General features: G+C 41.3%; 9 protein-coding genes. 7 read left to right on the forward strand and 2 right to left on the reverse strand.

The window, feature by feature from the left end; all coding sequences use genetic code 11:
* Positions 1-96 precede the first annotated feature (96 nt).
* Positions 97-1848 (reverse strand): ABC transporter ATP-binding protein, encoded by a 1752-nt coding sequence (locus CAL6303_RS00910; RefSeq protein ID WP_015195955.1) that lies wholly within the window; start codon positions 1846-1848, stop codon positions 97-99.
* Between the two features lie 311 nt (positions 1849-2159).
* On the opposite strand from CAL6303_RS00910, the gene CAL6303_RS00915 reads away from it, so the two are divergent.
* Together CAL6303_RS00915 and CAL6303_RS00920 are read left to right on the forward strand one after the other, a co-directional pair.
* Entirely contained in the window at positions 2160-2618 is a 459-nt protein-coding gene (locus CAL6303_RS00915) for a hypothetical protein (RefSeq protein ID WP_015195956.1), read from the forward strand.
* A 69-nt stretch (positions 2619-2687) separates the two neighbouring features.
* Positions 2688-4580, forward strand: coding sequence for an NACHT domain-containing protein (locus tag CAL6303_RS00920; RefSeq protein WP_015195957.1), 1893 nt, complete (start codon positions 2688-2690; stop codon positions 4578-4580).
* 411 nt (positions 4581-4991) lie between these two features.
* Here the strand turns inward: CAL6303_RS00920 and CAL6303_RS00925 are convergent, their stop codons facing one another.
* Positions 4992-6461 (reverse strand): DEAD/DEAH box helicase, encoded by a 1470-nt coding sequence (locus tag CAL6303_RS00925; RefSeq protein ID WP_015195959.1) that lies wholly within the window; start codon positions 6459-6461, stop codon positions 4992-4994.
* A 613-nt stretch (positions 6462-7074) separates the two neighbouring features.
* On the opposite strand from CAL6303_RS00925, the gene CAL6303_RS00930 reads away from it, so the two are divergent.
* From CAL6303_RS00930 to CAL6303_RS00950, 5 genes are all read left to right on the forward strand, one after another.
* On the forward strand, positions 7075-7284 hold the full coding sequence (locus CAL6303_RS00930; protein WP_015195960.1) for a hypothetical protein: 210 nt from the start codon (positions 7075-7077) through the stop codon (positions 7282-7284).
* 245 nt (positions 7285-7529) lie between these two features.
* Positions 7530-8954: a GAF domain-containing protein gene (locus tag CAL6303_RS00935; RefSeq protein WP_015195961.1), complete on the forward strand. Its 1425-nt coding sequence runs from the start codon at positions 7530-7532 to the stop codon at positions 8952-8954.
* A 355-nt stretch (positions 8955-9309) separates the two neighbouring features.
* Entirely contained in the window at positions 9310-10266 is a 957-nt protein-coding gene (locus CAL6303_RS00940; protein ID WP_015195962.1) for a D-alanyl-D-alanine carboxypeptidase, read from the forward strand.
* Positions 10267-10494: 228 nt separating this feature from the next.
* Positions 10495-10938: a response regulator gene (locus CAL6303_RS00945; RefSeq protein ID WP_015195963.1), complete on the forward strand. Its 444-nt coding sequence runs from the start codon at positions 10495-10497 to the stop codon at positions 10936-10938.
* 16 nt (positions 10939-10954) lie between these two features.
* The gene (locus CAL6303_RS00950; protein WP_015195964.1) at positions 10955-13246 is read left to right on the forward strand and encodes a PAS domain S-box protein; all 2292 of its coding nucleotides are present in this window, start codon (positions 10955-10957) and stop codon (positions 13244-13246) included.
* Positions 13247-13316 lie beyond the last annotated feature (70 nt).

Below are 13316 nucleotides of genomic sequence, written 5' to 3' on the forward strand. Positions count from 1 at the left end.
CACAACAATCTGTAAACTAAATTAACAATCTCCAATGCGTCGTAACCCAACATTTGACCAACGATTATTTAACATTTAACGAAGTAGCCTAATTTTTCATTTAATTTGAGATTCTAAAATAGAACCATAAAGTGAACTACTCTTCATCAATTCTTCGTGGGTTCCTTGTGCAACTATTTCTCCTCCATCTAATAGTAAAATTCGATCAGCGTTGCGGATGGTACTGATACGTTGGGCAACTACAAAAGTCGTACAAGCGCGACTATGCATTAATTTGTCCAGTGATTGATAGATTTCGCTGGCTGTTTTAGCATCAACAGCAGAGGTACTATCATCTAAAATTAAAATGCGGCAATCTGCTAACAGAGTCCTGGCAATTGCTACCCGTTGCTTTTGTCCACCTGATAAACCGATACCCCTTTCCCCCACCAGACTTTCGTAACCTTGTGGTAAACCAGCGATAAAGTCGTGGATGCGGGCAAATTTTGCCACCTTAATGACATCCTCAATTGGTGCATCAGGAACCGCATAAGCAATGTTATCGCGGATGGTGCCACTAAAAAGCCTTGATTCTTGGAACACGATACCGATATGCGATCGCATACTCTCCAAAGTGAAGTTTTTCACATTTGTGCCATCTATGCGAATTTCTCCATCTGTCACATCATAAAAACGTGGAATTAAATTCACTAGCGTGGTTTTACCTGCACCTGTTGTTCCTAAAATTGCCACCAATTCATTGGGTTTGGCTTCAAAACAGATATTTTTCAGAGCGTAATTTTCAGTTCCCGGATACCGAAATGAGACATTTTCAAAAGTAACTCTTCCCCGACAATTATTCCAGGGAACCGCGTTTTTAGCATCCTTAATTTCCACCTCAGTATCAATTACTTCATACATCCTTGCTGCTGAAGCCGCAGCTTGGGCAATAATTGGTGCTGCAAAACCGATTTGGAGTATTGGTTGTAAGATAAATGCTAAGTAGGAATTGAAAGCTACTAACTCCCCAATGGAAAATTGCCGATTGATGACAGCATTCCCCCCATAACCCACCACCACCAACACCACCAAGTTACTCAGTAGAAATAAATTTGGGAAAGTCCCACTAATTGCTTTGACAGTTTTTAAGTTTGCGGCTAGTAACTCTTGATTTTTCTCTGTATATCTTTTTACTTCTCTCTCTTCGCGGACATAAGCCTTAATTGTCCGCACCCCCGCTAAATTCTCTTTAAGAACTCCATTTAACTCCCCCAATACCTGCCGTGCTACCCGAAACAACATCCCAGTTTTTGAGAAAAACCAAAACATCAAACCCATTGCTAAGGGTACCACCGTCAAAGCAATCAAAGCCAATCGCCAATTCATTACCAATAGAATTACGGAAACAGTGAGTAGCGTAACTATCGAACTGAGCAATTGTAATAAAGTCGCACCCACAAACGTGCGAATCTGTTCAATATCACTAGTAACACGGGTTAGTAACTGGGAAGTGGGAGCGCGGTCGTGATAACTAAAACTGAGGTACTGTACCTTACTAAATAACTGATTTCGCAACTTATATGCAACCCCCTGTGCAACCGCTTCCGACCAAAAACTTTGTCCGAAACTAAATAATCCGCGTCCGAATGCGATCGCAACTAGCAATCCACCTACCAAAAACACTACCTGTAGATCCTTTTTGGCAATTCCTTCATCAATCCCCCAGCGAAATAACTGTGGGGTGATGGCATTTGCCACGATGAACATTAACAAGCTCAAAATAGCCCCCAAACTCATCCAACGGTAAGCATTGAGGTAAACTAAAGCCCGCTTGAGAGACTGCATAGGGGATGCTGGAGATGCGTTCATGGAAAGTTAGGTAAGGAGGATACAGGAGAAATCAAGATTTCAATGCTACATCGACATAGAGCGAAACCCGTGCTGAGTAGCCAGAGATCCTAAGCATATAACTAACCGTTGATTTGGTGCAGGCGATCGCAGAAAAAGGGACAAATAACTTGCAAACAAGGATTATCATTCTAGCAACCCCATCTTACTAGCCGTCCGGCTTGCACAGGCTCGCAATCTACAAAACTTGATTGCTTAATAAAAATTTCTGTCATACTTGTAAGTAGATATACATAAGGTAATTTCTATATTTCTATATCTACTTTGAATTTATGGTAACTGTAACACTGACGACTGTTGCTACTGCGATCGCAACTACACTTTGGACTAAAGCACAGGAGAAAATCGGCGAAAATCTCGGCGATGCTACATGGACGCTAGGTGGTAAGTTAATAGAAAAGCTCCGCCAAAAGAATAAATCACCATTACTCACCAGTGCTGTTGAGGGAAATGAACCGCAGCGTTTGGATTATGGTCAAGCAGTGCTGGAACTGACAGCAGCAGCAGATGCAGACTCAGAAATTGCTCAAGCTGTTTTAGAAGTCGAAGCAGCAGTCAACAATGACCAATCTGAGAATGGGAAGGAAATTAAAAAATTAGCAGATGAAATCAAATCACAGCCATCAGTTATCAACAACTTTGCAAAGTTAGCAGAAGAAATAAAAGCTGAAAAAGGTGCAATGGTTGCCCAAAAAATCGACATTGGGACACAGAACAACACTTACAACTGACTACAGTCGTCTCCAGGGGAGGATGGGACAAAGTTAACTCCCAATGATTGGCGTGAAGTCTGCTGTAAAATGCTGGCAGAACGGCGAAAGCTGACTACAAATCCTCTGACATCAACTGAAGGGGTTGCCCTACAAGTTGATGATGTTTACGTACCACTGGGATTAATTGAGCGCAAAAAAACATCCAAGCGTCAAGGTGATATTTCTCCAGAACAGGGTTCACAACTGTACAAAGAGACAGAAATCACCAAAACGTTTGAGCATGATGCTTTTCTTGAAGAAGTTCTCAAACAGCAGAACACACCCAAAAGTAAAGGTAAACGAATTGCCATTATTGGCGAACCTGGTGCAGGAAAAACAACACTGTTACAGCAAATTGCTGATTGGGTATCCCGTGAGATTCACCAGTCGATTGTGATTTGGGTATCTTTAGCAGATTTGCGAGAGAAGGAACTAAAATCTTATCTATTCGAGACTTGGTTAACTCAAGTCGCTGAGAAAACAGGTAAAGCTGAAGCCACTAAGCAACTCAAGGATGATTTTGTTGATCTGTTCAAGCAAAATAATGTGTGGCTGCTGCTAGATGGATTAGATGAAATGTCGGCATCTAATCCTCTCACAGAAATTGCCCGACAATTTCGTGAAGCCGGGTTAATTTCTCCAGCGCGAATTGTGTTGACTTGTCGGGTTAATCTGTGGGATAGCAGTATTAATGCACTTGATGATTTTGATATTTATCGCAGTTTAGATTTTTCTTATCCAAAAGATGTAGAGAAATTTATTTACAAATGGTTCAATAAAATTGAAATTCCCGAAACTGGGAAGCAGTTATGCAGTGCGTTGAAAGAACCAGGTAAAGAACGGATTCAGGATTTAGTCAAAAATCCTTTGCGGTTGACACTACTGTGCTTAAATTGGCAATCAGGAAATGGTAAATTACCCGATACCCAAGCGGGACTCTATCAGCAATTTGTTGATGACTTCTACAAGTGGAAAACAAACGAATTTGCTACAACACCTCAGCAGCGTCAGCAACTCAATGTCAAACTAGGGGAATTGGCTAAAACAGCAATAGATAAAGAAGCAACCCGTTTTCGCTTGCGGCAGGATTTTGTCAGTCAGTTTTTGGGAGATGCTGATGATGAAAATTCGCTGTTCAAATTGGCACTAAATCGCGGCTGGTTGAACTGCGTAGGAATGGATACAAATAGAAAACCTGTTTACGCTTTCTTTCATGCTTCATTTCAAGAATACTTTGCTGCTTTAGCAATTGATGACTGGCATTTCTTTCTTAATCATGTTTCCAAAAATCCTAGTCAAGGAACTTATCGCATTTTTGAACCGCAATGGAAGCAAACAATATTACTTTGGTTAGGGCGAGAAGAAGAAAACCAAGAAAACCTTAAACAGCAAAAGCAAGAGTTTATTGATGCTTTAGTTAATTTTAAAGATGGATGTAGTAATGGGAATAAAAATCCTATAGATAAAGGATTTTATGAATATCGCACTTATTTTTTAGGCGCAGCAGGAATTGCCGAGTTTAGGGATGCTTTTCAAGCAGACCAAATAGTAGCACAAATTGTCAAGTGGTGCTTTGGTTATTTCAATATCAAAAAACAGAAGTGGACACACTTTCAGTATCTAAATGAAGCTATATTAGCATTACAACAGACAGACCGTACAAAAGCTATTGCCGCATTAGTGCAACTGTTGCAATCAAAAGATGTGGATGAGTACACCCGTAGTGATGCAGCAAAAATTTTAGGGAAAATCAACCCAGGGAATGAACAAGGGATTGCTACCTTCATGCAACTGTTGCAATTAACAGATGTGGATGACTTCACTCGTTGGTCTGTAGTAGATGTGGGAGTATCAGCTTCCCCTTTTAAGCTCCAATTAACAGATAATGTGGATAACTTCACCCGTTGGCAGACAGCATCTAGCTTAGGGACTTGCAATTAAATAATATACCGATATAGCAATCAGACTTTACCGTTTTATGATGGATTCACAGTTTTCATCTGGTACTTTATTTTGACGCTAGTCCCTTAAAACTGGTTCAGTTTGTTCACCTTTTCCGTTGGTGTGACTAATGCGGTTAGCTTCAAGTGCGACTTCGTTCCATAGAAAAATGGGGTCTGTCATAGGTCTATTTTCCTAATTTTTACTGAAAGTGTGCTGAGGCTCTGTGTGAAAACTTCAAAATTTTAAGTTTTGAGCTATGTGTTTATTCATCAGAGTCCTAATTGTTTCTTTCGTAAAGGCTTAGGTGCTTGTAATAATTCTTCATGAAGCATCTGCAAAAATCCCGGTGATGCGATCGCATCACCGGGAAAGTTATTATTTTCTATGGATTATCAGGATAAATCTGAATTAGCGATCGCTTCTGCGTTCCGGAGGAGCATCACGTTTACCAGAACGTCGTGTTCCAGGTTTCTTGGTACCAGATTTTGAACCACCCGCTACAGTTCGCGCTGCCGATTTTTTTGGCGATGTTTGCGGTGATGATTTAGCACCTCTTGCAGAGGTTCGTTGATCATATCCACCTTTTGGTCTTTGTTTACGCCCTTCTGGAATTGATTCGGATGATTTATGTGGGTGTGGATGGGAGAAAAAGCCAGTAATTTCTTCCCTTGGCAATCTCTTAGCGATCAATTTTTCAATTTCTGCCAACAATGGTTGTTCATCCGTACACACTAATGATACAGCCTCACCTTTGGCACCAGCCCGACCAGTACGACCAATCCGATGCACGTAATCCTCTGGTACATTGGGTAAATCAAAGTTGACTACATGGGGCAAATCACTAATATCAAGACCCCGCGCGGCAATATCTGTAGCCACTAACACCTGTAAAGTCCCATTCTTGAACTTTGCCAAAGCAGCAGTACGTGCCGACTGACTCTTATTACCATGAATTGCCAGGGCTTGGATTCTATCTTCTCCCAACTGCTTAACTAAGCGGTCAGCCCCATGCTTTGTGCGGGTAAAAACCAGCACCTGATACCAGTTATCTTTTTTAATCAAGTGAGCCAATAGTAGGCGTTTCTTGTCGTGATCTACCTGGTAGATTTTCTGTGATACTGTATCAGCAGTTACATTGCGCCGTGCCACCTCAATCATTGTTGGGCGATTTAGTAACCCTGCGGCAAGTTCCTTAATACTGTCGGAGAATGTGGCGAAAAACAACAAATTCTGTCGTTCTTTGGGTAAAAGGGAAAGAATACGCCGGATATCACGAATAAAACCCATATCTAGCATTCTATCCGCTTCATCTAACACCAAAACCTCAATACCTGAGAGGTTTACAGTACCCTGTTGTACATGGTCTAAAAGTCTTCCTGGTGTGGCAACCAGAATATCTACACCATTTCTCAAACGTTGTTTTTGTGGATTAATACTGACACCACCGAACATTGCCATGGATCTCAAATTTAGGTACTTTCCATAATCATGGACACTTTCTTGTACCTGTGCCGCAAGTTCCCGTGTCGGGGTCAAAATTAGCGCTCGAATTCGAGGGTATCCACCAGTAGTTTTTAAATTAGGCTTTAACCGATTCACAATCGGAAAATTATCCCTGCTTCCTACCCCCCTACTTGTCTCCACAGAAGCATCTTGGACACTATTATCCTGGCTATTATCAGATGACGACAAACGATGTAGGAGTGGTAAAGTAAAACTGGCGGTTTTTCCAGTTCCAGTTTGGGCACCAGCGAGAATATCACCACCCAACAATACAGCGGGAATCGCTTGCATTTGAATTGGTGTAGGTTTTGTGTAACCCCGCTCGGTTACAGCACGGACAATTTCATTGGACAAGCCGAGTGTAGAAAAAGACATAGTACTCCGGAAATAACATCGGCCTGTCGCCAATGGCGGCATCAGTCTTAGGCGGACGCGTATGATTTGAAGGGCTGGATAGGCAACTAACGCAAAGACTGAAAGCGAATGCCGCAGCTTTGGATTATAGCAGAGTTCAGTCTGTTGTGCTGTTAAATTTGTTGAGAAAAACCCAGGGGGCAATAGGGGTGTAGGCTAGGCTGTAAATTTTGATGTAATTTCACGCTTTTTGTTCATACAATTTTTGCGTGATGGACTGGAGGCTCCGGCTTCAATTCTATATTCCTTGCCAGAGACAAGGAACAAGTTAGAGCAAGGATGTTAAGTGAAAATTAAACCTATGAAAAAGCTACAGAGTCAACAGCCTAGGCAAGGGGGAAAAGAAAAATTACAGAAACTTTGTCCCCAAGTCTCCAGAAATTCAGGAAATTAAAAACCCTCGTCGCTAGACTTGGCGGCAGGTCTGCCTGACTTGCTATTCTAGATGTTATAATTAGATCGATAGAGAAATTCTTTCGGCTATGTGAATGATTTTTTTAATATCTAAAACAAACGCCTCTCCGAATCTAAATCTCTACACAACGTTGGATTCTGGAGACTATTATGTCGGTTTATGGCTACTATAATTTATAAACAAACAGGGAAATATCTCCCACCTCAGATAACTATCTTGGGAATCAACTTTATTCCTGGAGAAAACGAAGTCAGCAGCGAACAGGTTACTGAGATTAGACATTTTATCAAGAGTGATCGGTTACTAAACCATTATTTTGAGCAGAAAATTCTAACTATTCGGGAGCATCCAGTCTCAGAAGAAACCTAAGAGTGTTCTAACCAATAAATGAAATGATCCAAAACCCGTCATTGCCCAAAGTGCCTTACACAATGGCAACTGGGCATTTTTTTCTTGGAGTACTCTAATTGCTTTGCAGTAAAAACCCCACTAAATATTGAGTACAAAAAAGTCTATTGACCAAACGATAGATGGAGAGTATCCCAATTCTTATTTTGTATTTTCTTGCAAACTTTTGATTCTAAACTAGCATGTAGAGATCAAAACAAGGAAAAATGAACCCAGAGATATTGACAAGTTTGCAAAAATTGTGTCGGGATGAAGCCGCATTCGAGCAATTAAAGCAGATTATAGCAGGTGAATTTCAGCATTTAAATTTGCAAATTCAGCAGGCTAATTTCCGGCTCGAACAACAAAAAGCACTGTTTCGCGTCATTACCAGGCTGCGTGAACCTCTAGATTTGGAAACAATTTTCCAAGCCACTGCTATCGAAGTTCGCCAACTTTTGTTGGCAGATAGAGTGGGTATGTTTCGTTTTTACCCAGATTCTGGTTGGGATGATGGGAAATTTGTCTCGGAAGATGTAGATCCAGCATTTTCTTCGGCGATGAAGCAAAAAATCCATGATCATTGTTTTGGTGAGCAATTTGCCGCACATTACCAACAAGGACGAATTCAAGCAGTTGCTGATATTTATAGTTTCGGTTTGAGCGACTGCCACATCGAAATTTTGTCGCAATTTCAAGTTAGAGCCAACTTAGCAGTACCATTATTACAGGGTGAAAACCTCTGGGGATTGCTTTGTATTCATCAATGTTCCGCTCCGCGAGAATGGCAACCGACAGAAATCGATTTTGTCAAACAAATTGCCAGTCATCTGGGGGTAGCACTAAAACATGCAGAACTGATGGCTCAACTGCAAGCAGAAATAGTGGAACGTCAAGAAGCAGAACAAGCAGTACAAACTTTAAATCAGGGACTGCAACGTGCGATTATCGAAATGAGGGCAGTAAATAAGGAGCTTGAGGCTTTTAGTTACTCAGTATCCCATGACTTACGGGCACCTTTACGCAGTATTGACGGTTTTAGTCAGGCACTATTAGAAGATTATCAGGAACAATTGGACGCAAATGGACAAGATTATTTGCGTCGGATTAGGGCAGCGACACAACGCATGGGATATTTAATAGATGACCTGTTGAATCTTTCACGGGTGACACGCTGTGAGATGCATATCGAAGCGGTAAATTTGAGCCTGTTAGCTAGTAATATTTCTACTGATTTAGAGGAAAATCAACCAGAACGTTCGGTAGAATTCCTCATCCAAGCTGGGTTAACTGCCGAAGGAGATAGTCGTTTGCTTAACTTGCTGCTGGAAAATCTCCTAAATAATGCCTGGAAGTTTACCTCTAAGCACTCAACAGCCAAAATTGAGGTGGGAATGATAACTCCTGAAGGAGGTATTGCAACTTACTTTGTGCGAGATGATGGAGCAGGTTTTGATATGTCCTATGCTGATAAATTATTTGCTCCCTTCCAACGATTACATAGTTTCCAAGAATTTCCTGGCAACGGGATTGGACTGGCAACGGTACAGCGAATTGTCCATCGGCATGGTGGAAAAATCTGGACAGAAGCAGGGGTAAATCAAGGTGCTACTTTTTACTTTACATTAGTAGCAGAGGAGGCAATGGGGTAAATTACCTATACTGAACTGACGACACACTGTAGTGGTTCTCAAATTGTATGATGTTTCTCAGAGTACGCGATCGCGTGTCAATACCCACAACTACCAATAATAGAAAACCCTTATACCCATGGCGGTAAATAGGGGATGGGATTTACTGCACCTTTTCCAGAAGGACGAATCTTGAAACCTAAATTTGGTTGCAAGAAAAACCTCTGTAATTGACAAATATATTGCTAAATGTTACGCAAGATTACTAGTTATTAAGGAGTATAGTATTTAATGGGTAAAGATAAAATCTTTATTAAATTTTGCACGCAAATAATTTACGTGTGAAGAAGTTTTGTAAAAACTAGTGTGAGACAAGATGGGAAAACCCAAAACACAAGCTCCTATTCGGCTTTCTAAAGTAGCAGTAACATTAACGACCCTAACAACTAGTATTAGTCTGGAGAATTTTAAACGAGCCGAGGCTAATGTTGTTCAAGCACCCCAACCTGCCGAATTTGCCGCATCTGAGTCCCAATCACTTCCCTTTGGTGTGCAGCCGATGAGACCGAGATTTTGCGAAGCTGATTTGAAAAATGGGATCACTTCGATTGTTAATAATCCGACTTTTAAGACAGCAAAATGGGGAATTGTCATCAAACCAATTGCGGAACCTGGAAGTCTTTATCAACACAATCCCAATATTAATCTCATCCCCGCATCAAATATCAAACTATTGACGACGGCGGCAGTATTGCAGTTTTACACTGAAAACCGTCCAGAAAAACTGGCATCCCTGGGTGATTTGCTAACTGCGGTGAATCGTTACAGCAACAATCCCAAAGCAAACTTGCTATTGCGTCGCATTGGAGGGAAAAAAGCCGCAATGACTGCCCTTTCTAATCTGGGTGTGGACACTAGTGCTTACCAACAAGTCGATGGATCCGGATTATCTCGGAATAATCGTGCGACCCCATCCACATTAGTTGGAGTGCTAGAAAGAATGTATGTTCGTCGTCCGAATGAAGTTAACGCAGAAAATTCATTGTTACAAAAAATACAAGCAAAACGAGATTTGTTTTATAACTCCTTAGCGATCGCTGGAGTTAACGGAACCCTACGGGGTCGTTTTTTAAATACCCCAGTTCAAGGACGACTCTTTGGTAAAACGGGAACTTTGCGGGGGGTTCGCTCCCTTTCTGGATACCTAGAAAATCCCGACTATGGAACCATTGCCTTTAGCATTGTGGTCAATCAACCTGGTCAGTCAGGACAACGACTAACCCAAGCCATTGACCGGATTTTGTTGAAAACCTCCCAGGTAAATCGCTGCTAATTTTTCCTTGCAAGCCAAAAACGCCAGATAATTGTGGTGCGGGCAAGATTGCCCGCGTCTGATATCAAAATTGGATGTGTCGCAGCTTAATCGCTTAGGATAGAGTTTATAGTCCTAAAAAATCATTATTCGTATTAATTTCAAATTATCACGGCAGTTAAAGCTGCCTGAGTCGATTTTGATTCCAAGGCTCAAGCTACAGAGCTTCCAATCTCCCAGGAGGTTTGCGTGACAGTAAAAGACAAAATTATCCTTTTAGTTGAAGATAATCCTGATGACGAGGCTTTGGCAATCCGAGCTTTGAAGCGAAATCACATCAGTAATGAGATTGTCGTGGCACATGATGGAGTTGAAGCCCTTGATTTTCTGTTTGGGACTGGCATTCATGCTGGACGAGACATTAGTATTAAACCAACGGTGATTTTGCTCGATCTCAAATTACCTCGTGTTGATGGCATTGAGGTGCTACGTCGTTTACGAGAAGATGAGCGCACTAAACTTTTGCCGATCGTGATTCTTACCACTTCTAGTGAAGAACAAGATATGCTAGATAGTTATAGTTTAGGATGCAACAGTTACATCCGCAAACCTGTAGATTTTATTCAGTTTTCAGATGCGATTCGGCAATTGGGGATGTACTGGCTATTGATGAACGAACCACCACCAAGTTAAGGAAGTAGTGAAAATTATGCCTTATCTGCGTGTACTGATTGTCGAGGATTCTGAAGATGATACTCTCTTAACCTTGAGGGAGTTACGCCGAGGTGGATATGAAGTGGATTATGTTCGGGTTGATACTCCTGCTGAGATGCAAGCGGTTCTGGAAGAACAACCGTGGGATATTATAATTGCAGATTACACACTACCTGCTTTTAGTGCTCCGGAAGCCCTAAAACTTCTCCAGAGCTTAAAATTAGATTTGCCATTTATTATTGTTTCTGGCACGATTGGCGAGGATATTGCAGTTGCTGCCATGAAGGCTGGAGCAAATGATTACATAATTAAAGGTAATCTGGCTCGTTTGGTGCCTGCGGTAGAGCGAGAATTGCGAGAAGTGCAAGATCGTCATAAACGGCACATGGCAGAACAAGCTTTGCGAGATTCGGAAGCGCGGTATCGTCTGTTGTTTGAAAGTAATCCCCATCCGATGTGGGTGTTTGACTCCGAAACCTTGGTTTTTCTAGCTGTAAATCAGGCTGCGATCGCACATTATGGTTATTCGGAATCGGAATTTTTGCAAATGACGATTGCTGATATTATTCCCCTCGAAGAAATAGAAAGATTACATCAAACATTATCTACAACAGAAACTAATCAAAAAACCAGTTTTTGGAAGCATTATAAAAAAGACGGCAGTTTAATCAATGTTGAGGTAGTTATACGTACCCTCCTGTTTGCAGGTAGGCAGGCAAACTTGGTTTTAATTGACGATGTAACCCATCGCTTGCAAGCAGAACAAAAAATCCGTGAACAAGCTGCCTTACTCGATGTTGCCACCGACGCAATTTTTGTTCGAGATATGCAGCACCATATTTTATTTTGGAACAAAGGAGCCGAGCGTTTATATGGGTGGCACTCAGATGAAGCTTTAGCTAAAAATGCTGTTGAGCTTTTGTATAAATCTGAGGATACTTTACCCCCATTTACAGAAATCCAAACAACCTTAGCAAGAACAGGAAAATGGCAAGGTGAGTTACAGCAAGTTACAAAAGGCGGTAAGAAAATTATCGTCGAAAGTCGCTGGACGTTGGTGCTAGATGAATTTGGCTCCCCAAAGTCCATTTTGACGGTCAGTACTGATATTACCGATAAAAAACAACTACAGGCGCAATTTCTCCGCGCTCAACGTTTGGAAAGCTTGGGAACTCTTGCTAGCGGCATTGCCCACGATTTTAATAATATTCTGACTCCAATTTTGGCGGTTGCTCAATTACTACCACTCAAACTTCCTGACATCGATAGCAGTAACCAACAATTATTAAAAATACTAGAAAGTAGTGCCAAACGTGGAGCCGATTTAGTTAGCCAAATCTTGTCTTTTAGCCGTGGAGGATTGGAAGGGAGTCGTACTATTATCCAAGTTCGTCACTTACTTGCAGATGTGGCACAGGTTGCCAGACGTACCTTCCTCAAATCTATCGAAACCCAGACGAATATGGAACCTGATTTGTGGACAGTTCATGCAGATGCAACTCAAATTCATCAGGTATTAATGAATCTAATAGTTAATGCTCGTGATGCAATGCCCGATGGTGGTAATTTGACTATTAGCGCTGAAAATATCTGGATTGATCAAAATTATGCTCGCATGTATATTGATGCGGAAGTTGGTCCCTATATTGCAATTACGATTACTGATACTGGGATGGGCATCCCACCAGAAATTATAGACCGTATTTTTGATCCCTTTTTTACTACCAAAGAGGTAGGTAAAGGAACTGGTTTAGGACTTTCCACAGTTATGGGTATTGTCAAAAGTCACGGCGGTTTTGTGAATGTATATAGTGAAGTTGGGAAAGGAAGCCGTTTTCAGGTATTTTTGCCCAGTAACCAAGCAACCGAAACTATGGTAGCAGATAATGCAGAGTTGCTAAATGGCAATAATGAATTGATTCTAGTGGTGGATGATGAAACCACAATTTGCGAAATTGCCAAAAATACCTTAGAAGCTCATAATTATAGAGTTTTGACTGCTAGCAATGGAGTAGAAGGACTAACTCTATATGATCAATATCAAGACAACATCAGTGCGGTGCTAACAGATATGATTATGCCAGGGATGGATGGTTATAGTACGATTCTGGCATTGCAACGCATAAATCCACAGGTGAAAATCATTGCAATGAGCGGATTAATGCTGAATTGGAATAATACTCAAAAGATGAACCTTGGCATTCAAAAGTGCTTACCAAAACCCTTCACGGCTCAAGCATTGCTAAGTAGCGTGAAATTTTCCCTATATCCCAATCTTCAGGTGTGATGATGGTTAGTTGAGTTAAGCGATACTCCTTCTGGGAGTCGCTGACGCGATCGCATTTCACTTTGGATCT

The organism is Calothrix sp. PCC 6303 (assembly GCF_000317435.1).
In the GTDB taxonomy this organism is placed as follows: domain Bacteria; phylum Cyanobacteriota; class Cyanobacteriia; order Cyanobacteriales; family Nostocaceae; genus PCC-6303.